A 21,682-nucleotide genomic window follows, 5' to 3' on the forward strand; every position below is an offset into this window, starting at 1 on the left:
GCGGAGTGGTAGTTCAGTTGGTTAGAATACCGGCCTGTCACGCCGGGGGTCGCGGGTTCGAGTCCCGTCCACTCCGCCACTTATACTAAGCCCTAGTCGAAAGACTAGGGCTTTTTTACATTTGTACATACACTCTAATCTTCCTCATCGCTGCTTAAATAGACTCCCCAATAAAATTGTTCAGCTATCGCCTATCTTCTTTAACGTCTAGGTTTTGCCATCGTTTATGCTAATGGCTTTATAGAAAATGATTATTCTCTTCGTAAAGTGACGCCTGTAACGTTTGAAATATTGTCGTCTTGGTTGTAGATATATGCTAAAGGTGGAAATATAAATTTCGCACTCTTGTGTCGAAATTATCATCTCGTCGTATACTATTAGCTAAATATCTTTTTATAATTTGGATTCAGTTTATGGGGCAATTTTCAATTTTAGGTTTTATCGCTATTGGGGGAGCATTTGGTGCTTGTTCTCGATATTTGATCTCTGAGCTATGTGTGTCACTTTTTGGTCGAGGCTTTCCTTACGGTACACTTACCGTGAATGTAATCGGTTCTTTCATTATGGGTTTACTTATCGCAGCGTTTGAAACCGAACTGATGGTAGCAGAGCCATGGAGACAGATAATAGGGTTAGGTTTCTTGGGAGCCCTAACAACATTTTCTACTTTTTCTATGGATAACGTGCTTCTTATGCAGCAAGGCGCATTTCTTAAAATGGGGCTAAACGTTTTGCTTAATGTTGTTCTGAGTATTTCCGCTGCGTGGATTGGTTTTCAATTATTGATGAAAACTTGAACAATGTAACATTTAGCGAATAGCGTTATTATTTAATTTCGTTTATGATTGCCTCAATACTTGTCGGAGTGCTCTTTAGAGCTGAGACCGTTAATTCGGGATCCGTTGAACCTGATCAGGCTAATACCTGCGAAGGGAACAGGAGAAAAGAATGGAATTCCTCTCTTTTATCATATAGTTCGTGCAATTTTTTGTCGTGCTATAGTTGTTGATACCTCTTGTGTTCACATATCCGTCAAGCATTTATCTTTTTTATACGATAATAAAGGAAATGCTATGTCGACTCGTAAACAAACCAGACTGGAAGCTAAACAATTTATCGACACCCTGTCGGTAAAGCCCTATCCAAACTCTGAAAAAACGTATATTCAGGGTTCTAGAAGTGATTTACAGGTTCCAATGCGGACCATTCATCTTGCCGATAGTCTTGTTGGTGGTTCAAAGACAAACCCGGTCTTTGAACCTAATGAACCTATCCATGTCTATGACACCTCCGGTGTCTATACTGACCCCAATCATACTATTGACCTATATTCAGGTTTACCTAAGTTGAGAGAAGAGTGGATAGCAGAGCGCTCAGATACAGAAGTGTTGTCTGGAGTCTCTTCTACTTTTGCCAAAGAACGCCTTGATGATGAGACATTAGATGACCTTCGTTATGGTTCACTACCACGTATTCGCAGAGCCAAAGGTGATGCATGTGTCACTCAGCTTCATTATGCGCGACAAGGTATTGTTACTCCTGAAATGGAGTACATAGCAATACGTGAAAACATGGGACGTCAAAAGATTGAGGATGCAATGCTGACACAGCAACATCCAGGTCAGAGTTTTGGCGCTAATTTACCGAAAGAAATTACCCCTGAATTTGTTAGAAGAGAAGTTGCTGAAGGCCGCGCAATTATCCCATCCAATATCAATCACCCTGAATCTGAACCGATGATCATTGGTCGTAATTTCTTGGTGAAGGTGAATGCAAATATTGGCAACTCATCTGTTTCTTCGTCTATTGAAGAAGAGGTCGAAAAACTTGTTTGGAGTACTCGTTGGGGTGGCGATACGGTAATGGATTTATCAACGGGGAGAAATATTCATGAGACTCGAGAGTGGATATTACGAAACAGCCCCGTTCCTATTGGCACGGTTCCCATGTACCAAGCGCTAGAGAAAGTGAATGGTATTGCTGAAGATCTAACATGGGAGGTCATGAGAGACACGCTAATTGAGCAGGCAGAACAAGGGGTAGATTACTTTACGATTCATGCGGGTTTGCTTCTTCGATATGTACCCATGACGGCTAAGCGAGTGACGGGTATCGTTTCACGAGGCGGCTCTATCATCGCAAAATGGTGCTTAGCCCATCATACAGAAAGCTTTCTATATACAAACTTCAAAGAAATTTGCGAGATCTGTGCCAAGTATGATGTGGCATTGTCTTTAGGTGATGGGTTAAGACCCGGTTCTATTGCCGACGCCAATGACGAGGCGCAGTTCTCGGAGCTGCGCACGCTTGGTGAACTAACTAAAATAGCGTGGGATTATGATGTCCAGGTGATCATTGAAGGCCCAGGTCATGTGCCTATGCACCTTATTAAAGAAAATATGGAAGAGCAATTAGAGCATTGTCATGAGGCACCGTTCTATACGCTAGGTCCCCTGACGACCGATATTGCACCAGGATACGATCATATTACGTCTGGTATCGGAGCCGCGATGATTGGTTGGTATGGCTGCGCCATGCTTTGTTATGTTACTCCCAAAGAGCATCTAGGCCTACCAAACAAAGAAGACGTAAAAACAGGTCTAATTACCTATAAGCTTGCCGCTCACGCCGCTGACCTTGCCAAAGGGCATCCTGGTGCTCAGATTAGAGATAATGCGCTTTCTAAAGCTCGCTTTGAGTTTCGTTGGGAAGACCAATTCAATCTAGCTCTCGATCCGGATACTGCCCGCCAATATCATGATGAAACCTTGCCACAGGAATCGGGTAAGGTTGCCCACTTCTGTTCTATGTGTGGCCCGAAGTTTTGTTCAATGAAAATATCACAAGAGGTACGTGAATACGCAAAAGGCTTAGAAGCTCAAGGTGATATCAGTATCAAACTGGTCGATGACCCGTTAGAGGGGATGCGTCAAAAATCAGCAGAGTTCCGGGCTACTGGCGCTGAACTTTACCACCCAGTCATTACAGAACAAGAATCGTAGGAGTTACCATTGAAAATACTGTTGCCAGTCAGCAATCCATTTATTAAAGGCCATATTGAAACCGTTCTTTGTTTAGCGAAGGTAGCGGGTTTTGATAGCGACACAGTGGAATTAGGGACAAGCTTAACGTCGGATATTCAATTGGTAAGTGGTGGTTATCGAACTACTGTGAGCAGTGATGTTTTGGCATCGAGTCCATCTAGCTGTGTTGATTACACGCTGCTTTATGAGCATAAGATGGGAAAGGTGACCGTTTATGAGATGTTGAATCGCGCTCGGCCTGGATGTGTGTACCTTAATGTCAAACATCCCGTTGGTATATTGGATGCTTGGTCTTGCAACAGTGAAAGTATTAGAGCGTTATCCGCGGATAACGTTATTGAAGATACTGCGTTTCATTTGGCGTGGTTCGCAGTGTCTCTCCTCTTGGACTTTCCTCTCGAAGATGCACTGGTTTTGGCGAGGGCGGGGAGTGTTTCACGTGAAACATGGCCGCATCAACATCAACACTTTCCAGTACCAGTTATTGAAGACAAAGAACTAGGCATACAAGTAGGGTGGGCAGTAAAGGCATGCGAAACAGAATTTCCCCACCTAGATAAAATGGACCTTGGTCTATATCCGGTGGTTGATAGTGTTGAATGGATAGCGAAATTACTCCCGCTAGGTATTAAAACGATTCAGTTGAGAATTAAAGACCCGGCTTGTTCAACATTAGAGTCTCAGATAAAAAAGGCGATTGAACTTGGTCAACAATATGACGCTCAAGTGTTTATCAATGATTATTGGCAGTTGGCGCTTAAGCATAACGCCTTTGGAGTGCACCTCGGGCAAGAAGATATTGAGGTTGCCGATCTCAATCGAATTGCTAAATCCGGTGCCAGGCTCGGACTATCAACGCATGGCTATTATGAACTACTTCGAATTGTCCAGATTAGCCCAAGCTACATTGCGCTTGGTCATATATTTCCGACGACCACTAAGGATATGCCTTCACGTCCACAAGGGTTGATTAGGTTGGGATTGTACCAACAACTGATTGATACGATTTGCTACGCGGACACGGTTGGCTATCCCACTGTTGCAATCGGTGGTATCGACCTTGAAACAGCGGCACCGGTCTGGAATTGTGGGGTATCAAGTCTAGCGGTCGTTAGAGCAATTACCTTGGCGCAGGACATATCAGGTGCGATTGACAAGTTTTCCCTGATCATGAGGAAACGTTCTCATGTTGGCTGACTTGCAATTTAAGCGTTATGTTCGACAGATAAGTGTTCCAGACATTGCCGAATCAGGACAACAAGGACTTCTAAATAGTCATGTGTTGATCATTGGTTGTGGCGGTTTGGGAACGGCAGCGTCATTGTACTTAGCTGGTGCAGGTATTGGACGTTTGGTCATTGCAGACCAGGACGTCATTGAATTGTCTAATTTGCCTCGTCAAATTGCTTATCGACAACAAGACGTTGGAAGTAAAAAGACAGAGGCACTAAAGCAACAACTTATGGACCGAAATCCAGAGATAAACGTTCGTACGGTGAGCAAGTATTTAGATGGAAAACAATTGTCATTAGAGGTATCACTTGCTGACATTGTGCTTGATTGTAGTGACAACATGCGAACTCGCCAGGCGATAAACAAAGCGTGTTACATGACCAAAACAGACCTCGTGTCCGGCGCTGCGATTGGGTGGGGCGGTCAGATAAGTGTTTTTCGCTTTAATGCAGAAACGTCTATACCGTGCTATCGCTGCCTTTATCCTTTTGATGAACTTGCATCGGCGCAGCGTTGTTCTGAGTCCGGCATTATTGGCCCGGTAGTGGGCATGATAGGAGTATATCAAGCACTTGAAACGATAAAACTTGCCGGCAACGTTTCATTAAGTGCCAGCCCAAAATTAAAGATTTTTGATGGCTTAAATGGGAATTGGCGGTCGCTCAACATACAGAAAGACCCGACATGCACCGTTTGCTGTAACGAATATCAGGAAGGAAAGTTAAATGATTACGATAAGGCTTAATGATGCCGATATGGATGTTGAGCAATCAACGACATTGAAGGGGTTATTAGAAATGATTTCGATTGATACCCATGGTTGTGCCGTCGCGGTTAACGATGACATTGTTGCGCGTACGTCCTGGGACGAATACATATTGAAGCAAGACATGAATATCAACGTATTCCAAGCCATTGCCGGGGGTTAAAATGTTAACAATAGCTGGAAAGACATTTACGTCTCGCCTGTTTACTGGAACAGGTAAATTTGCTGATAAATCACTGATGGTCGACGCTATTATCGAGAGCGGTTCAGAGTTGGCGACAATGGCGTTAAAACGAGTCAACCTAGATTCACAAGATGATGACATTCTTCGCCCTCTAATCGAACGTGGCATAAATTTACTACCGAACACATCAGGGGCTAAAAATGCCAAAGATGCAATATTCGCGGCCCATTTGGCTCGTGAAGCATTAGGTACCAATTGGCTAAAACTTGAGATTCACCCTGATCCTAAGTATTTGCTCCCTGACCCGATTGAAACGCTCCTAGCGGCAGAACAATTGGTCAAGGATGGTTTCATTGTTATGCCTTACTGTCATTCCGACCCAACCTTGTGTAAGCGATTAGAGGAAGTTGGCTGTGCGGCGGTTATGCCGCTAGGTGCGCCGATTGGCAGTAATAAAGGGTTAGTCACTCGTGACTTTCTTGAAATTATCATCGAGCAAGCAAACGTACCAGTTGTCGTTGATGCGGGCATTGGGGCGCCTTCTCATGCCGCTCTCGCGATGGAATTAGGGGCAGATGCCGTGTTGGTCAACACTGCCATTGCTGCTGCTGCGAATCCACCGGCAATGGCGAAAGCTTTTAGGCTGGCAGTTGAATCTGGTCGCCTCGCTTACGAAAGTGGCCTAGCCGGTACCGTTAATCATGCGGTAGCATCGAGTCCTTTGACTTCTTTCTTAGACAGCAATTAGGAGAGGTCGATGAGCTTCTTAATCGAGCATGCAAAATACGATTGGGACAATGTCAGGTTGTCGATTTATGCTAAGACTGCTCAAGACGTCGAACGGGCACTGAGTAAAGATAAGTTGGGTTTGGATGATTTCACCGCGTTGATTTCACCTGCAGCCGAACCTTATTTAGAGCAAATGGCGCAACGTTCTTACGCATTAACGCGTAAACGTTTTGGGCATACAATGGCTATGTACATTCCACTCTATCTATCTAACCTTTGCGCGAACGCTTGCACCTATTGCGGCTTTTCGATGGAAAATAGAATCAAGCGCAAAACCCTGTCGAGCGATGAAATATCGGCAGAGTCTGATGTGATAAAAGATATGGGCTTCGATAGTGTTTTGCTGGTGACGGGCGAACACGAAACCAAGGTTGGGATGCGATATTTTAGAGAGGTACTGCCATCGATTAAACGTCGCTTCAGTTACCTTGCTATGGAAGTACAGCCTCTTGATACTAATGACTACAAAGATCTTAAATCGTTAGGACTCGATGCGGTGATGGTATATCAAGAGACTTATAACCGGAGAACTTATGCAGAGCATCATCTCCGGGGCAACAAAATGGACTTTGATTATCGATTGGACACTCCGGATAGGCTTGCTCAAGCCGGTATTGATAAGATTGGAATAGGGTCTTTGATTGGACTGGAAGAGTGGCGAACAGATTGTTTTTTTGTGGCAGCACATCTCCAATACTTAGAAAATAAGTATTGGAAAACGCGTTACTCAATTTCGTTTCCGAGGCTCCGCCCATGTGAAGGCGCGGTGCAGCCTAAATCGGTAATGACGGACAAACAGTTAGTACAACTTATTTGTGCTTATCGATTATTCAATCATGAAGTAGAGCTTTCATTGTCAACACGAGAGGCTCCTGAGTTTAGAGATAACGTCTACCCTCTAGGTATTACGAGTATTAGTGCGGCTTCCAAAACACAACCTGGTGGCTACGCGAGTGATGAACAAGAACTGGAACAGTTTGAGATTAGTGATGAACGCAGTGCTAACGACGTGTCGCTATCTGTGAAGCAGTGTGGGATGGAACCGGTTTGGCAAGATTGGCATCAATCTTATTCAGGATAACAGTATTAGAAGTGGTCTCTAATTGTCATGATAGGGATGTTTCACGTGAAACAAGAGCTGCGTTTGCAGCTCTTGCTTTATTCTCATCAGAGATAATAATCTAGATCGGCTGACAAGACGCCGTTAGCCATGTTAACGCTTCTCCTGAAACTAATGGAGAGATCGCTTCAAATACGACTTGATGATATTGATTAAGCCAATCGATTTCTGTCTGGCTAAGCATAGTGACGACAATGTTTCGCTTATCAATCGGGCAGCGAGTTAGAGATTCAAAACCCAACATTGTAAGGTCACCTTGGGTTGGCTTCTCGACAACCAACTCTAGGTTCTCGATTCTAATACCAAACGCATCCGCGCGATAATAACCAGGCTCATTGGATAGTACCATTCCCGGCACTAACGCTGTGTTATTTACGGCCTTTGCGATACGTTGAGGGCCTTCATGTACACTTAGAAAGTGCCCAACACCATGCCCAGTACCATGGTCGTAATCGAAGCCGTTAGCCCATAAGTGTTGGCGGGCTAATATATCGAGCTGATGACCACACGTCCCTTTCGGAAATAACGCAGACGCTAAAGCAATATGCCCTTTTAGCACTAAGGTAAACTGGTGCTTCATTTCATCGCTTGGCTGGCCGATAGCGATGGTACGCGTAATGTCAGTAGTACCATCTGGGTATTGACCGCCCGAGTCAACAAGGTACAAGGTATCAGGAACAAGAGCTCCAGGTACTTCTTGGTTCATGTGGTTGTAGTGACACATCGCTGCGTTGCCAGCTGATGCTGAGATTGTATCAAAGCTCAAGTCCACCAGAGATGCATCTTCTCGTCGGAACAACTCCAGTTGATCAGAAAGAGAAGCCTCGTCTTGTTGAGCTCCACTCGAGACCTCGCGGTCTAGCCAAGATAAAAATTTCACCATCGCCACACCATCACGAACATGGCTTGCTTTCATGCCTGAAATCTCGACTGAGTTTTTGGCCGCTTTTGGCATCAAGCAAGGGTCTGCTAATGGAAGGATTGTTGCGCCTGCTTGTTCAAGAGTAATTTGGAACCAAGCGTTACTGGTGGCAAGGTCAAGTGATACCGCTTTATTAGAAAGCGCTTGTAGTTCACCTTCAAGTGACTCAGGTGAGTGAACCGAGACCTTGTCACCCACGTGTTGATCAAATAAAGAGCGGTCACTAATTCGACGCTCATCAATGAAAAACTTAACACTGCCATCAGAGAAAAGGATAGCGTGAGATAATAAAACGGGTAGGCGAGAGACATCAAGGCCCCGAATATTCAATAGCCAACAAATCGAATCGAGTTCAGTAATGATTGCCGCACTAGCGCCAGAAGCCTTGAGTTGTTCGGCTAGTGCAAGACGTTTATCAATGCTTGATTGCCCAACATAATCGAGAGACATTAATGTCACGGGGCTTAACTGGGGTTCTGGACGATCAGTCCAGTTTGCATCAATAGGGTTAACCGGACATGGCACTAGCGCCAATTGTCCAGCAACTTGATGTTGTGCATTATGATACCAATGACCGCGGTGCATGCGTGGATCGAGACCAACTTTTGAGCCTGCTGGTAGGGTTTTTAACAACCATTCAATCGGAGGTGTTTCAATTAAATGGCAATATTCGAATACGTTGCCTGGCACCTGTTTCGTGACTTGCACTGTGTAGCGCCCATCAACAAAAATAGCCGCTGAATCTTTGGTGATAACGGCGGCGCCAGCCGAACCAGTAAAGCCCGTTAACCAATGTAAGCGTTCATTATGTTCAGGAACGTACTCACCCAAATACTCATCTTCGTGAGCAACAATAAATGCGTCGAGTTGATTGGCCTCAAGCCAGTCTTGGAGTGTGGAGACACGTTCGGATATGAGAGTTGGCATCTGTAATTCCTTCTATTGGGCGAGTGAGCTCGGCCTACTGTTATTTGCACTATAAGCTAGCGCTTTTGATGGTCAGTTACAATCCATTATCATGGAGATAATGTTTGCAGCTTTATTTACTTCCAAGTAGTGGTCAGGCTTAGCGATGATGAATCTCTTGCTAACGCAAGTGCAGCGTCTTTTGTTTGATGATCTCAATCAACCAGTTTAGAGCAGGGTCATTATCGCGTTCCTTATGCCAAAATAGCGTATAAGCCATAGGGGGAAACTCTAATGGAAGTGGCAATACGACCAAACCCAATTGATCGGCAACGAGATGAACGAAATGACGAGGCGCTGTAAAAATGAAATCAGTGTATGAACACAACGCTGCGGCGTTATTAAAGTCGGGCACTGTAATGGCGATGTCTCTTTCTCTTCCCATGTCGGACAGGCGGTAATCCAAAAGCCAGCGATCACTGCCATCGCATCGAACTTGTACGTGACGAAGCGATAAATAGGTTTCCAAATTCCATGGTTTAGACAGGATAGGGTGATTGGCGCGAACTAAGCACATTTGTGTGTCCCGATAGACCTCGAGCTCTCGTATGTTCTCTGGGGGGTACATGGTTCGAATAGCATCACGAATATCAATGTCCTTACCCGTAATGCCAAGATCAAGCTCACCTTTTTGCATTTGCTCAAACGTGCGTTCATTCCATGCATGAGTACTAATACTTAGGTTTGGGCCTTGGCTGAATATTGCCGGTAAGAAGTGCGGCATGATAAGCGGGTAAACACTTTCTACCGCGGCAATGTGGAAACGATATTCACTAATGGTAGGTGAGAACTCAGGGGGGTGAGTGATGGCTTGTAAGTGAGTAATCAGCGCATCAAGCTTAGGTTTTAGATACATCGCTTTTGGTGTTGGTGTTAAACCGTGGGCGTTACGCGTGAAAAGGGGGTCATCAAACAGAGATCGTAATTTTGCAAGTGACTTGCTGACGGCGGATTGACTGACACAGAGGCGATTTGCCGCGCGAGTCACGTTACGTTCCTCAAGCAATACGCTTAGTGATAACAGAAGGTTAAGGTCAATTTTATTTAATGTTTCGAGATTCATCTAGTGAAATTCCTTTGAGGAATAATGCTAATGAGTATAAACCATTTCTATTCATATCACATTGTCGTTATTATCCTGCTATTAAAATTGTAGAGAGAAAGCTTAAGTGGAACAACGTACGTCGAAGATACAAATTGCAGCCTTAGTAATGTTGGTGTTTTTTAGCCCGTTGGCGATTGATATCTACCTACCTGCTTTGCCTCAGATATCGACTACGTTTCAGGTTGAGCATACTCTCGTTCAAGATACGATTACTTGGTTTTTGTTTGCGATGGGTGTTGGGCAGTTATTTGCAGGGCCACTCGCGGATAAACTTGGACGTCGAACGGTTGCGTTATGTGGTATTACTATCTATGGATTGAGCGCTTGCTTGGCGTGGGCAGCACAATCTATTGACTGGATGTTGGCGGCAAGGTTGCTACAAGGCTTAGGCGCTTGTGCCACATCCGTTGCTGCTTTCGCAACCGTTCGCGACCTTTACGGCCCAGAGAAAAGCGGGAAAATGATCAGTTACTTGAATGGAGCAATTTGCTTCATCCCCGCCCTTGCTCCGATATTAGGGAGCTACCTGACTCATCAGTTTGGCTGGCGAGCAAACTTTAGTTTTATGGCTGGTTTTGCGTTAGTGGTTGGCGCGGTCGTTCTGTTATACATGAAAGAAACCAATCCCAAACAACAAGGTGAGCGTTATTTTGCTTTATCTCGTTATATCGATGTATTAAAAACACCGACATTTCTCTTTCACGCAACGCTTTGTCTGTTAGCGATGGGAGTGATTCTCGCCTATGTAACCTCTGCTCCGGTATTATTAATGGAACACATGGGGCTTAGTATGTCTGAATTTACATTCTGGTTTGGACTCAATGCTGTGTTTAACATCGCTGCCTGTATGTTTGCGCCAAAACTAATGGATAGGATAGGCACACACAAAACATTGCAACTGGGTATTACTGTGTTGTTGGTTGCAGGGACTCTCATGGCTTTGGGTGCGTCGTTGGATACTCCGCTGTCTTTCATGCTACCCGTTATCATTGGCTCGGTAGGTTTTGCCTTGATTCTAGGTGCAGCGGCGGGTAAAGCATTGGCGCCATTTGGAGACAAAGCTGGAACCGCGGCAGCGCTGCTTGGTTTATTCCAAATGAGTGGAGCGGGACTGCTGGTTGGCACGATGCAGCGAGTTGGCTTAGAGCCACAATATATGGTTGCCTTGCTAATGTGGTTGGCTTTCCCTGCACTCATTATATTGCGTAGCCAACACGGAAAGGCTTGGCATCAAGTGGTTATTATAAACAAATAGTAAAAATAGGTTAATTTGAAAACGATTTGGTTTTCCTATTAGTGAAACAGGTGTATATTTAAAAGTATATTCCTTCCTATTATTAACTGGATCTATAAAGCAATGTCTTTGACTACTTACGAAATGGCTCGCATTCTTGAGCAGATGGAAGAGTCTCCAGAAAAAATTATGTTTGGTAAGTTACTTGCTGAGCTTGGTAATCAAAGTGAAGAGCGGATACGAAGCGCAGCGAAACAAGTGCCAATCCATGTTCTGAAAGACATCGTTTACCAATTTCAACGTGTGATTGAATCTCGCAAAGGCGAGCAGGTTCAATCTTTAGCGAAAGAACTTGCAGAGCAAGGTATTTCAGCTGAAGAACTTCAGGCATTTTTAGCAAATAAATAAGCCTGCGACTCAATTAAAAAACCCCGTTATTAATGACGGGGTTTTTTAATATGTAATAGGGTACAGGATTATGAATTCATCTTGTTGCGTATTAATTTATCTATAGATAATGGCCCCGCTCCCCATACCACGACGATCAGTATCATTAGCCCCCATAGCTGATGGTCGTAAAATCCTTTTTCCCATAAAACAGGGTACGACACCACTGCAGTAATATTAAAGACAAATAAGATGGCAGCCATTGGTCGGCAGAGAAGCCCGAGTGCTAAAAATACCGGTAATACGAGTTCGGCAACGGTGCCCATGTAAGCAGCAAGTTGCCATGGAATAACCGGAACCTGATATTCGTATTCAAATAGATACAGTGTACTGTCCCAAGACGCTATCTTGGTGAGGCCTGAATTAAAAAATACCCATGCGACCCAGAGTCGGCAAAACAGAAGAAGCAAAGGAACAAAGCCTTTTTGTATATTGTTGACGGCTGAGTCGTAAGCGTTCATGAAATTAGATAGTCCATTGTTCATCGTTTCACTCCTTTAGGTCATGGTCTTTACTATCAATGAGGCTAAACCCAGAAACGACATTCATGGATAGCAGAGTAGGAAGCAGAGTAAGTAGCTCTGGCTGTATTGATTTGAGGGGAAGAAGCGCTTGCAGTTGAGCAATTAATGCCCCAAGTGATGGTTCAATTTTGCTTAAAAGGGTCGGCTTAGAGGTATTGCCTTGTAGCAAGATAGTTTGTGGAAGTTCAATGGTTAATGATTCATATTGCTCATGTTCGATGGCATGTTTCAAATCGAGTAATGCGTAGTCGGACGTTATAACCTGTATATCTTGGCTGATGTGAAGACGGATATTGCCATGCTGCATTTCTGGGATGTTTGCCAATCGGACGATAGGCTCTACGTCGTCAATATCCGAGGTCGGCTCTAGGCTATTGGCTTGGTCTATTGCCCACTCAAGTTCGATGACATCTAGTAGGTAAGGAACGGCGCTTGTGATGTTGTCCAGTAACGATACGGATTCATTAAACCCTTCACCATAATCGAGAGTACTGCCAGATGTTGGAGGATGAAGAGTGATATGAAACTTTGCCATCGAGGCAAAGCATTCCTCACCAACCAACGCGAGAGAAAGTGGGTAGCAAGCCTGCAATACCTCTGTCAGGCTAATGATAAAGTTGTTGCGATAGATCTGGAGTCGTTCGTCTGCTGAAAAGTAGTCGGCAGCAATACCACACTCGTTTCCTGAGGCTTGGTAGCGAAGAGCACGGGAAAATGCTTGTTGCGTGTCATAGAGAGTCGTCATAACTAGGCACTCTCTTTTGCATTATGGGTTGTTTCGAGGAGCAATGATACGGCCTTATCTGCTTCTTCAAGCAGTATTTCTGGCTCTGGTATGTCTAAGTCCCATTCGATTAATGTTGCCACAGAACCATGTTGTTCGAGCCAGCTTTTATAAAGGTGCCAAACCTCATCACTGACACGGTCACTGTGAGTGTCGATCCAAATTTCGCCCTGTTCAAATTGTTTTTTGGTAAAGCCAGCCAAGTGAATCTCATCAACCGTATTGGCGTTGATGGCGGATAGATAAGTCATCGCATCGTATTGATGGTTGAAGCATGAAACATGGACATTATTTAGGTCGAGCAGCAGTCGGCACTCGGTACGCTTTTGAACTTCAGATAGAAATTCCCACTCAGGTATTACTGAGTGTTCAAATCGTAAATAACTGGACGGGTTTTCAATAAGCAATGGGCGCTGCAGGGCATCTTGTACTTGCAACACGTTGCGACAAAATACCTCAAGCGCTTCTTCCGTATATGGGAGGGGCAATAGGTCATTAAAATGGTGACCACCATGTTCACTCCAGCTGAGGTGATCGGACACCATTGTAGGCTGTATCTCATTAACTAAATGTACAAGAGACGTTAAGTGAGACGGATCAACGTGACTGACTGAACCTAATGACAACCCTACACCATGGCAACTAATGTCAGTGTGTTCACGAATCGATCTTAATTGCTGCCTAGCCGGTGATGACGCAATGAAATAGTTTTCACTATGGATCTCAAGCCAGCCCGCTGCATTGATGTGTTGTTGGAAATAATCCAAATGAGGGTGTCGCAACCCAATGCCAACGAGGTTAAAGGCGGAACGTCGATCCATGTCGATCTCCTAGATCTTTGTGCAATGTGAATAACTTGTAGAAAACGAAAAGGGCGCATCATTACGCCCTTTGTGTCATGGCTTATGTTGTCAGTCGAATCCCTTTAACACTGCGATGCTGTTGGGTTCGATACAAATCAACTAAGCAAAAACGCTAAATCTGATAGCAAAGGCGTGATTACGCAGATTCAGTACTGCCCCCTGCGAGTTTTCCACACACACCTTTTGGTAAGACGACGAAGGCATCGGTTTGATTATCTTCTTTGGCTGTCCCTGCACATGAGCTCGTTTTGGTTGCACAGTCATTTTTTCCAGCTTTTGAAACGCCGTAACATTTTTCTTTTTCAGCGGCTACAGCAGGGGCTGCAGTGAGCATGGTGCCACCCAGAGCGATTAAACCAGTTACAGCGGCAGTGATAGCTAGATTTGATGATTTCATAGTAAATTCCTCGAGACTTGATCCTTGTAATTATGACCACAAATCGTTGTTTTCCGACTTGCTTAATCAATAGGATAGGAGAGCGACCTGAAATCTTTCAAGAAAATGATAAATTATTTGATTAAATGTTAAATAAAATGTTATTTGGTTGATTTTTAAGGATTTCATGTTTGAGCCAAAATTAGTTTTTTTTCTCAAACTCAGAGTTGTTTGAGTTATAATCAACCAATATGTATAAATAAACAGTAGCGACGCTCATGGATCCTTCTCTTCTACTCGACGGCCTCAACGACAAACAGCGTGAAGCTGTTGCCGCACCTCTTGAACATCTTCTTATTCTTGCTGGAGCTGGCAGTGGTAAGACCCGTGTTTTGGTTCACCGTATTGCTTGGTTAATGTCGGTTGAGGCGGCTTCCCCGTTTTCTATCATGTCGGTGACATTTACCAATAAAGCGGCGGCAGAGATGCGAGGTCGGATTGACGAGTTGATGATGGGGAGCTCATCAGGAATGTGGAATGGTACGTTCCATGGTATTTGTCATCGCATCCTAAGAGCACATTACCTAGATGCCAAATTACTGGAAGATTTTCAGATTATTGATTCTGATGATCAGCAGCGTCTACTCCGACGTCTTATCAAAGCTCAAAACCTAGATGAAAAGCAATGGCCAGCACGGCAGGCAGCGTGGTGGATTAATGGTAAAAAAGATGAGGGGTTACGTCCTTCTCATATCGACAGTTATCAAGATCCTATCACCAAAACTTACCTACAGATCTATACCGCTTATCAAGAGGCATGCGATCGTGCAGGGTTGGTGGACTTTGCTGAGATATTACTGCGTGCGCATGAGCTTCTACGCGATAACAAGTTTATCCGTGAACACTATCAAGCTCGCTTTAAACATATCTTGGTTGATGAATTTCAAGACACGAATAATATTCAATATGCTTGGCTCAGAATGATGGCTGGCCCAGACTGTAAGGTCATGATTGTCGGTGATGATGATCAATCTATTTACGGTTGGCGCGGAGCGAAAATTGAGAATATCCAAAAGTTTCTTGATGAATATCCTGGTTCGAAAACGGTTCGCCTTGAGCAAAACTACCGCTCTACAAAAACCATTCTTGAAGCTGCGAATGAACTTATTGCCAATAATACTGAACGTATGGGCAAAGAGTTATGGACTGACGGTAAAGAAGGCGAAAAGATCTCGGTTTACTCTGCTTACAATGAGTTGGATGAAGCTCGGTTTACGGTGAGTAAAATAAAAGAGTGGCAAGATAAGGGGGGTAGCCTTACCGATTGTGCCATGTTGTACCGTAACAATGCTCAATCTCGCGTACTTGAAGAAGCATTAATCCAGGCGCAATTGCCTTATCGTATTTATGGCGGGATGCGATTCTTCGAGCGTCAAGAAATTAGAGATGCGTTGAGCTATTTGCGTCTGATGGGTAATCGCAATGATGATGCGGCTTTTGAGCGAATAGTTAACACACCGACACGAGGTATGGGTGACAAGACACTTGAGACTATTCGTTATGCGGCGAGAGATCGTGGTGAGACGATGTGGAAGACCAGCATCGCATTGTTGGAAGAAAAAGTATTGGCAGGTCGTGCTGCAGGTGCTTTATCGCGTTTCATTGAGCTGATTAACGCACTAGAAGACGATACGGTTGAGCTTCCGCTTCATGAACAGACCGATCACGTCATCAAAACGTCGGGTTTGTTTGCCATGTACGAGCAGGAAAAGGGTGAGAAATCTAAGGCTCGTATTGAGAACTTGGAGGAGCTTGTAACCGCGACGAGGCAGTATGAAAAGCCAGAAGAAGCCGATGACATGACATTATTGACGTCGTTCCTGACACATGCTGCTCTTGAAGCGGGGGAAGGACAAGCTGACGAGTTTGATGACGCCGTACAGTTAATGACCCTGCACAGTGCTAAAGGGTTAGAGTTCCCAATGGTCTTTATGGTCGGTGTCGAAGAAGGTATGTTTCCAAGCCAAATGTCGGCAGAAGAAGCGGGTCGCCTAGAAGAGGAGCGTCGTCTATGTTATGTCGGTATGACTCGGGCGATGGTGAAACTGCATATTACCTATGCAGAGATGCGTCGTTTGTACGGGCAAGATAAGTATCATAAGCCGTCTCGCTTTATTCGTGAACTGCCACAAACGTGTTTAGAAGAAGTGAGAATGAAGGCACAGGTCAGCCGACCAACAAGCACAGGTCGATTTAGCCAATCTGAAGTGAAGCAAAACTTTAACGAAACGGGGTTTAATCTAGGTGCCAGGGTTAAGCATCCTAAGTTTGGTGAAGGGACGATCATTAACTTCGAGGGCAGTGGTCCACAAAGCCGAGTGCAGGTCGCCTTTAATGGTGAAGGTATTAAGTGGTTGGTGACCCAGTATGCGAAATTAGAACAGCTTTAAGACAAATATGATGAGAAAAAGCAGCCGTCGCTGCTTTTTTTATGTCTGAAGTATCGCGAGACAGTGACATTAGCCCCGATGAAAGGCATCGAGATACCATTTAAATAAAAGCGAACTTATTGGTAGGCACCACACATAGGTACGAACAACGCATAAGTACGTAGAGCCGAAGTACTTAGAATAGATAAAGAAAAACCCCAAGAGCTTTCGCCCTTGGGGTTATGGTCTTACTCGCAGCAATCCGGCTACTATAGGTGCTCCATGCATCTAATCCTTGATAGTATGCTGTGTTCCTTCAGCGTATTCCTTTCATCGCCTTCCTAGCGGTGTCCTTGGTCTTATCCTGACCTGCCAACAATCCTCGTTAGCTCGCTTCACTTGTTCCTTGAGCGGTGTCCCTGACATCATCCTGATGTTAAGTCCTTGCCTCTTCCTGAGGTGTCCATTGTCTTTCCTTAGTAGCAACCATCCTAGTTACTATTGCGTCCATTCAATGTCCAATTCGCTTTCCATGCCGACTATTCATCCTGAATAATCGTATCTTCTTCCTGAAGATGCCCAAATCCCTGAGCGTTTCCTGTTCCGTGTCAGCATCCTTCCGACACAGATAATATTAAACTAAATGGCGCATCGAACAATCCGATTTAGAGAGAAAACCACCACTCAAATGATAGGGCTGAAATTGAAAGTTTTTAATTATCATGTGCTTAGGTTTTTCTCTGGGCTTATTTGTGCGAGCGAAAGTGCTAATGGCCTACTTCTTTGTGAGAGATCTCTTACACAGAGGATGTCGAATGGCCTAATTGTATGCAGATAGTGTCATTGTCACTTGGTACAAGATCACCAAACCAATCCCCGAAAACAAGATGCCACACAGCGCATCGATATAAATAGAGACGGATAAAAGACGTTGTTGAAGTCTTTTTGTTGATAGGGCCCAAGCAAGAAAGGAGAACCAAGCGAGTGATAGTGACCATAATATAAAGAGGGCACTGATCTTGCCCGGAACCGACATAGAGGCAGGGACTAAGCTCGACATTAGGCTAATAAAGAACACTAACGCTTTTGGATTCAAAATGTTGGTTGTGAAACCACGTGACAGCGCTTGTCTTCGATTATTTAGCAGTAAGCGGCTATCGGAGCGCAACGTTTCCTGGGTATTTCTATCTGACCAGCGAGAAGCAACTGATCGCAGCGCACCAATACCAAGGTACAAAAGATAGAGCCCGCCAGCGCACTGAAGCAAAGCAAATAATGCGGGATGTTCATGGATGATGTAGCTCACCCCAGTTAGGCTAAAGATGGCATGCATTAAGATACCAAGCGATAGCCCAAGCGCGATATAAAAGCCAGTTTGCCTTCCGTATTTAGTGGCATTTTGTACCACAAGAGCAAAATCTGGGCCTGGGCTCATTAAGGCAACAAAATGAACGGTCGCGAGTGTCATTAATATTGTGATTTCATTCATTATTGAGACTTCTTTTGTGTTCTATTTTTAAGACCATCGAAACTGAAGACTAGTAGAGCACCCCAGATAAATGCAAAGGTCAGTGCTTTATCCATCGCAAACGCTTCGCCGTAAACTAAGACCGCGAGCAAAAACATTAAACTTGGACCAATATATTGAAAAAATCCCAGTGTGGATAATTTTAAGCGAGTCGCCGCACCGGTAAAGCACAGTAATGGTAATGTGGTAATAATCCCTGCCGAAATCAGTAACAGGTTGAGCTTCATGTCATTATTGAACAGGTTTGATGTTGCAGTATCCGCAAACAGCGTGAGAAAGATCAAGGCAACAGGAAGGAGTACCAGGGTTTCAACAAAGAGTCCCGTCTGAGCGTCTAAGTTCACTTTTTTACGCAGTAGACCATAGAAGCCAAAGCTGGTGGCCAGCGCTAGGGCAACGATAGGAATAGAGCCAAAGACGAATAACTGAATGAGAACCCCCACGGCCGCGAGAGCAACTGCAAACCATTGCATTTTGCGCAGTCTCTCACCGAGAAAAAGCATACCCAATATGACATTAAGCAATGGGTTGATGTAGTAACCCAGGCTTGCATCAAGCATGTGATTGGAGTTGACTGCCCAAATGAAGATCAACCAATTTGTGCCTACAAGCAAAGAGGTTGTGATTAAGAAAACCATTTTTTGTTTAGATTTAAGAACATCGCGCACACCGCGCCATCGGCGACTTAGGTGCAACAGTCCCGCCAGTAAAAAGAACGACCAAATGATGCGATGACTCAAGATTTCCAAAGGGGAGACATCACCCAGTGCTTTGAAGTAAATAGGGGCGATCCCCCACATGGTATAAGCACCGACGGCAAGTAATATACCTTCTTTGGCTCGTTGTTGTTCTAAGGGCATGCTGTGGTTCTCAAAAGCGAAAGCCAGTTTGGCTTAAAAAAGGGGAAGCTGAGCAGTATAGCGCCTCACTGGCTGTGGCACTAATTATTGTATGAATGATAGCCGACGTTTAATCCACACGGTCAACGAATTCCAGTTTCATTCCCCCTAGAACATCTCTACAATGTAGCGTCTTTCGCCCTTCATTTATTGTCAGGATATTGCATGACCGCTGTGTTACTTGCTGAACAGCCCGAATCATTACCAAGTTCACAGTCGATCCTAGAGTCGGTCTTCGGTTACCAAGACTTTAGACCCGGTCAACAAGAAGTGATTGATAACGCGATAGCTGGCTTGGATGGCTTAATCATTATGCCGACTGGCGCGGGGAAATCGTTGTGTTACCAAATCCCAGCGTTAGTGCGCAGTGGTATTACTATCGTTGTGTCTCCTCTTATCTCACTAATGAAGGACCAGGTTGATCAGCTAAAAGCGAACGGCGTAGCGGCGGAATGCATTAACTCAACGATGAGCCGAGAGGCGTTGGTGGACACCTACCGTCGTATGAACAGCGGTCAAATTAAGCTGGTATACGTCTCACCAGAGCGTGTCTTAATGCGTGATTTTATTGAACGTCTTGAACACATCGAGCTTTCAATGATAGCGGTGGATGAGGCGCACTGCATTTCACAGTGGGGGCACGACTTTAGACCTGAATATGCGGCGCTGGGGCGACTAAAAGAATTGTTTCCGTTTGTGCCGGTGATCGCGCTAACCGCGACGGCCGATGATGCAACACGAAAAGATATCATCCAGCGTCTGAGCTTACAAAATCCCCATGAATATCTCGGCAGTTTTGACCGACCCAATATTCGTTACACCTTAGTTGAAAAACATAAGCCGGTATCTCAGGTGGTTCGTTTTCTTGCTGAAAATAAAGGTGGCAGTGGCATTATATATTGTGGCAGCCGCAAGAAAGTAGAAATGGTCACGGAGAAGCTCTGCAATAACCATATTCGAGCAGCCAGCTATCACGCTGGACTGGATACCGATGAGCGTGCGTATGTGCAGGATGCTTTCCAGCGTGATGATATTCAAATAGTGGTTGCCACGGTGGCATTTGGTATGGGGATCAACAAACCGAATGTCCGTTTTGTCGTGCATTTCGACATTCCGCGTAACATTGAGTCCTATTATCAAGAAACTGGCCGCGCAGGTCGAGATGGTCTCCCTGCTGAGGCGATGATGCTTTATGATCCAGCCGATATTGGTTGGCTGCGTCGTATGCTAGATGAAAAGGATGAGGGCCCTCAGAAGCAAGTCGAGAGCCACAAACTTAACGCTATGAGTGCGTTTGCTGAAGCGCAGACCTGCCGACGTCAGGTTCTGCTGAACTATTTCGGTGAGTATCGTGAAGAGCCTTGTGGTAACTGTGATATCTGCCTCGATCCTCCTAAACGTTTCGATGCGACGGAACAAGCACAAAAAGCCTTGTCATGTGTGTATCGAGTGAACCAGAGCTTTGGTATTGGTTATGTGGTCGAGGTATTACGCGGTATGGCTAATATTCGAGTCAGAGAGCATGGCCACGATAAGCTGACAACCTATGGTATTGGCCGAGATCATAGCCATGATTATTGGGTGAGTATTTTTAGGCAGCTGATCCATAAGGGGCTGCTTAACCAAAATATTACGCGTAATTCAACCTTACAATTGACAGAAGAAGCTCGTCCGGTGTTGCGTGGGGATATGCCTCTTGAGCTTGCGGTGCCTCGTTTAGATACTGCGGCTCGGACGGCAAAGTCAGAGAAAATGGTATCCAAGCACTATGACAAAAAGCTGTTTGCTAAATTGCGTAAACTAAGAAAATCGATTGCTGATGAAGATAGTTTGCCACCTTATGTGGTGTTTAGTGACGCTACCCTTATTGATATGGCAGAGATATTACCAACATCGTATGGCGAAATGTTGGCGGTGAATGGGGTCGGAGAGCGTAAGTTAGAAAAATATGCGAATCCATTCTTAGATTTAATCCAGGAGCATTTAACCAACCATGGCTGATTTCGGACTGCATGAATACATCCAAGACCAGGGTCAGTTGCTCATTGCAGCCCCTTCGTTTGATTTCGATAGCTTCGAGGTGTTAGCTGACCGAATGGTTACAGCGTTGTCGGCACAAGTGATTGAAAAACAGTGGGATGCTGATTTACATACCTGGCTGGTGGACTTTGAAGGCTGTCGATTATTATTAAAAGGCGAACATTACAGTGAGTTGATGTGGTTTGAAGCTCTTGATAAAACGAATTCTATCGAAGACCTTGATTTTCTTGCGACACTTTTTCAGCGAGGCTTTTAACGGATAACGGATGTCGTTATCGCTATTTTGACGAGTAAAACGTTTGCGTTTCTGGCCTCTATTGCGCCTAGAATTGATTAATGTATAATCGCCCGCCGCGAATCGATGGAAACATCGATATTTTATTACTGTCATTAGAGACGTTGTCTCACTTGGGTTCCCTCCACCCCAAG

The 21,682-nt window shown here is 44.7% G+C and carries 20 protein-coding genes, 1 tRNA gene and 1 riboswitch; of the genes, 13 read left to right on the forward strand and 8 right to left on the reverse strand.

Annotated elements, in window-relative coordinates; translation table 11 throughout:
- The first annotated feature begins 2 nt into the window (after nucleotides 1–2).
- The 8 genes from ACE1OE_RS23470 (at nucleotide 3) to thiH (ending at nucleotide 7,097) form a co-directional block, all read left to right on the forward strand.
- Nucleotides 3–79, forward strand: a tRNA-Asp gene (locus tag ACE1OE_RS23470).
- Nucleotides 80–413: 334 nt separating this feature from the next.
- Nucleotides 414–797, forward strand: coding sequence for a fluoride efflux transporter CrcB (crcB, locus tag ACE1OE_RS23475; RefSeq protein WP_102469991.1), 384 nt, complete (start codon nucleotides 414–416; stop codon nucleotides 795–797).
- Nucleotides 798–851: 54 nt separating this feature from the next.
- Nucleotides 852–952, forward strand: a riboswitch (TPP riboswitch).
- Nucleotides 953–1,073: 121 nt separating this feature from the next.
- Complete coding sequence (gene thiC, locus ACE1OE_RS23480; RefSeq protein ID WP_449212425.1) at nucleotides 1,074–3,002, forward strand: phosphomethylpyrimidine synthase ThiC; 1,929 nt, start codon at nucleotides 1,074–1,076, stop codon at nucleotides 3,000–3,002.
- Between the two features lie 9 nt (nucleotides 3,003–3,011).
- A complete protein-coding gene (locus tag ACE1OE_RS23485; protein ID WP_449212426.1) occupies nucleotides 3,012–4,241 on the forward strand; it encodes a thiamine phosphate synthase in 1,230 nt (409 codons plus the stop codon).
- Nucleotides 4,231–5,022, forward strand: coding sequence for a HesA/MoeB/ThiF family protein (locus tag ACE1OE_RS23490; RefSeq protein WP_372061687.1), 792 nt, complete (start codon nucleotides 4,231–4,233; stop codon nucleotides 5,020–5,022). Before ACE1OE_RS23485 ends, ACE1OE_RS23490 begins: the two co-directional genes overlap by 11 nt.
- The gene (gene thiS / locus ACE1OE_RS23495) at nucleotides 5,003–5,206 is read left to right on the forward strand and encodes a sulfur carrier protein ThiS (protein ID WP_372061686.1); all 204 of its coding nucleotides are present in this window, start codon (nucleotides 5,003–5,005) and stop codon (nucleotides 5,204–5,206) included. Before ACE1OE_RS23490 ends, thiS begins: the two co-directional genes overlap by 20 nt.
- 1 nt (nucleotide 5,207) lies before the next feature.
- Complete coding sequence (locus tag ACE1OE_RS23500; RefSeq protein ID WP_449212427.1) at nucleotides 5,208–5,975, forward strand: thiazole synthase; 768 nt, start codon at nucleotides 5,208–5,210, stop codon at nucleotides 5,973–5,975.
- A 9-nt stretch (nucleotides 5,976–5,984) separates the two neighbouring features.
- Complete coding sequence (gene thiH / locus ACE1OE_RS23505) at nucleotides 5,985–7,097, forward strand: 2-iminoacetate synthase ThiH (protein ID WP_449212428.1); 1,113 nt, start codon at nucleotides 5,985–5,987, stop codon at nucleotides 7,095–7,097.
- 100 nt (nucleotides 7,098–7,197) lie between these two features.
- Here the strand turns inward: thiH and ACE1OE_RS23510 are convergent, their stop codons facing one another.
- Complete coding sequence (locus tag ACE1OE_RS23510; RefSeq protein ID WP_449212429.1) at nucleotides 7,198–8,985, reverse strand: aminopeptidase P family protein; 1,788 nt, start codon at nucleotides 8,983–8,985, stop codon at nucleotides 7,198–7,200.
- Between the two features lie 160 nt (nucleotides 8,986–9,145).
- Complete coding sequence (locus ACE1OE_RS23515) at nucleotides 9,146–10,087, reverse strand: LysR family transcriptional regulator (RefSeq protein WP_102469984.1); 942 nt, start codon at nucleotides 10,085–10,087, stop codon at nucleotides 9,146–9,148.
- Nucleotides 10,088–10,235: 148 nt separating this feature from the next.
- On the opposite strand from ACE1OE_RS23515, the gene ACE1OE_RS23520 reads away from it, so the two are divergent.
- Nucleotides 10,236–11,384, forward strand: a complete 1,149-nt coding sequence (locus ACE1OE_RS23520) for a multidrug effflux MFS transporter (protein ID WP_372061691.1) — start codon at nucleotides 10,236–10,238, stop codon at nucleotides 11,382–11,384.
- Nucleotides 11,385–11,486: 102 nt separating this feature from the next.
- On the forward strand, nucleotides 11,487–11,771 hold the full coding sequence (tsrA, locus tag ACE1OE_RS23525) for an H-NS-like global regulator TsrA (RefSeq protein WP_102469982.1): 285 nt from the start codon (nucleotides 11,487–11,489) through the stop codon (nucleotides 11,769–11,771).
- A gap of 68 nt (nucleotides 11,772–11,839) precedes the next feature.
- Here tsrA and ACE1OE_RS23530 read toward each other — a convergent pair whose 3' ends face one another.
- The 4 genes from ACE1OE_RS23530 to ACE1OE_RS23545 all read right to left on the reverse strand — a co-directional run bounded on the left by ACE1OE_RS23530 (nucleotide 11,840) and on the right by ACE1OE_RS23545 (nucleotide 14,378).
- The gene (locus ACE1OE_RS23530) at nucleotides 11,840–12,295 is read right to left on the reverse strand and encodes a DoxX family protein (RefSeq protein WP_102469981.1); all 456 of its coding nucleotides are present in this window, start codon (nucleotides 12,293–12,295) and stop codon (nucleotides 11,840–11,842) included.
- 4 nt (nucleotides 12,296–12,299) lie between these two features.
- Nucleotides 12,300–13,079 (reverse strand): HvfC/BufC N-terminal domain-containing protein, encoded by a 780-nt coding sequence (locus ACE1OE_RS23535; RefSeq protein ID WP_449212430.1) that lies wholly within the window; start codon nucleotides 13,077–13,079, stop codon nucleotides 12,300–12,302.
- A 2-nt stretch (nucleotides 13,080–13,081) separates the two neighbouring features.
- Nucleotides 13,082–13,939: an MNIO family bufferin maturase gene (gene bufB, locus ACE1OE_RS23540; RefSeq protein ID WP_372061679.1), complete on the reverse strand. Its 858-nt coding sequence runs from the start codon at nucleotides 13,937–13,939 to the stop codon at nucleotides 13,082–13,084.
- Between the two features lie 178 nt (nucleotides 13,940–14,117).
- Complete coding sequence (locus ACE1OE_RS23545) at nucleotides 14,118–14,378, reverse strand: BufA1 family periplasmic bufferin-type metallophore (RefSeq protein ID WP_265677436.1); 261 nt, start codon at nucleotides 14,376–14,378, stop codon at nucleotides 14,118–14,120.
- Nucleotides 14,379–14,635: 257 nt separating this feature from the next.
- On the opposite strand from ACE1OE_RS23545, the gene uvrD reads away from it, so the two are divergent.
- On the forward strand, nucleotides 14,636–16,807 hold the full coding sequence (uvrD, locus tag ACE1OE_RS23550; protein ID WP_102469977.1) for a DNA helicase II: 2,172 nt from the start codon (nucleotides 14,636–14,638) through the stop codon (nucleotides 16,805–16,807).
- Between the two features lie 799 nt (nucleotides 16,808–17,606).
- Here the strand turns inward: uvrD and ACE1OE_RS23555 are convergent.
- Together ACE1OE_RS23555 and rarD are read right to left on the reverse strand one after the other, a co-directional pair.
- A complete protein-coding gene (locus tag ACE1OE_RS23555) occupies nucleotides 17,607–18,275 on the reverse strand; it encodes a LysE family translocator (RefSeq protein ID WP_372061677.1) in 669 nt (222 codons plus the stop codon).
- Nucleotides 18,275–19,174 carry an EamA family transporter RarD gene (rarD, locus tag ACE1OE_RS23560; protein ID WP_449212431.1) on the reverse strand — a complete coding sequence of 300 codons (900 nt, stop codon included), beginning with the start codon at nucleotides 19,172–19,174 and terminating at the stop codon, nucleotides 18,275–18,277. Before rarD ends, ACE1OE_RS23555 begins: the two co-directional genes overlap by 1 nt.
- Before the next feature lie 204 nt (nucleotides 19,175–19,378).
- On the opposite strand from rarD, the gene recQ reads away from it, so the two are divergent.
- On the forward strand, nucleotides 19,379–21,214 hold the full coding sequence (gene recQ / locus ACE1OE_RS23565; protein WP_372061675.1) for an ATP-dependent DNA helicase RecQ: 1,836 nt from the start codon (nucleotides 19,379–19,381) through the stop codon (nucleotides 21,212–21,214).
- Nucleotides 21,207–21,509 (forward strand): DUF3630 family protein, encoded by a 303-nt coding sequence (locus ACE1OE_RS23570; protein ID WP_449212432.1) that lies wholly within the window; start codon nucleotides 21,207–21,209, stop codon nucleotides 21,507–21,509. The genes recQ and ACE1OE_RS23570 overlap by 8 nt, the downstream gene beginning before the upstream one ends.
- Nucleotides 21,510–21,682: the final 173 nt, after the last annotated feature.

This window comes from Vibrio sp. E150_011 (genome assembly GCF_053544015.1).

Coding starts and splice junctions, on each gene's coding strand:
- ACE1OE_RS23490 (WP_372061687.1), top strand. CDS start 4,231: ATGTTGGCTGACTTGCAATTTAAGCGTTATGTTCGACAGATAAGTGTT.
- ACE1OE_RS23545 (WP_265677436.1), bottom strand. CDS start 14,378: ATGAAATCATCAAATCTAGCTATCACTGCCGCTGTAACTGGTTTAATC.
- ACE1OE_RS23520 (WP_372061691.1), top strand. CDS start 10,236: ATGTTGGTGTTTTTTAGCCCGTTGGCGATTGATATCTACCTACCTGCT.
- recQ (WP_372061675.1), top strand. CDS start 19,379: ATGACCGCTGTGTTACTTGCTGAACAGCCCGAATCATTACCAAGTTCA.
- ACE1OE_RS23535 (WP_449212430.1), bottom strand. CDS start 13,079: ATGACGACTCTCTATGACACGCAACAAGCATTTTCCCGTGCTCTTCGC.
- ACE1OE_RS23555 (WP_372061677.1), bottom strand. CDS start 18,275: ATGAATGAAATCACAATATTAATGACACTCGCGACCGTTCATTTTGTT.
- ACE1OE_RS23515 (WP_102469984.1), bottom strand. CDS start 10,087: ATGAATCTCGAAACATTAAATAAAATTGACCTTAACCTTCTGTTATCA.
- tsrA (WP_102469982.1), top strand. CDS start 11,487: ATGTCTTTGACTACTTACGAAATGGCTCGCATTCTTGAGCAGATGGAA.
- thiC (WP_449212425.1), top strand. CDS start 1,074: ATGTCGACTCGTAAACAAACCAGACTGGAAGCTAAACAATTTATCGAC.
- ACE1OE_RS23530 (WP_102469981.1), bottom strand. CDS start 12,295: ATGAACAATGGACTATCTAATTTCATGAACGCTTACGACTCAGCCGTC.
- ACE1OE_RS23570 (WP_449212432.1), top strand. CDS start 21,207: ATGGCTGATTTCGGACTGCATGAATACATCCAAGACCAGGGTCAGTTG.
- rarD (WP_449212431.1), bottom strand. CDS start 19,174: ATGCCCTTAGAACAACAACGAGCCAAAGAAGGTATATTACTTGCCGTC.
- thiH (WP_449212428.1), top strand. CDS start 5,985: ATGAGCTTCTTAATCGAGCATGCAAAATACGATTGGGACAATGTCAGG.
- ACE1OE_RS23510 (WP_449212429.1), bottom strand. CDS start 8,985: ATGCCAACTCTCATATCCGAACGTGTCTCCACACTCCAAGACTGGCTT.
- ACE1OE_RS23500 (WP_449212427.1), top strand. CDS start 5,208: ATGTTAACAATAGCTGGAAAGACATTTACGTCTCGCCTGTTTACTGGA.
- crcB (WP_102469991.1), top strand. CDS start 414: ATGGGGCAATTTTCAATTTTAGGTTTTATCGCTATTGGGGGAGCATTT.
- thiS (WP_372061686.1), top strand. CDS start 5,003: ATGATTACGATAAGGCTTAATGATGCCGATATGGATGTTGAGCAATCA.
- bufB (WP_372061679.1), bottom strand. CDS start 13,939: ATGGATCGACGTTCCGCCTTTAACCTCGTTGGCATTGGGTTGCGACAC.
- uvrD (WP_102469977.1), top strand. CDS start 14,636: ATGGATCCTTCTCTTCTACTCGACGGCCTCAACGACAAACAGCGTGAA.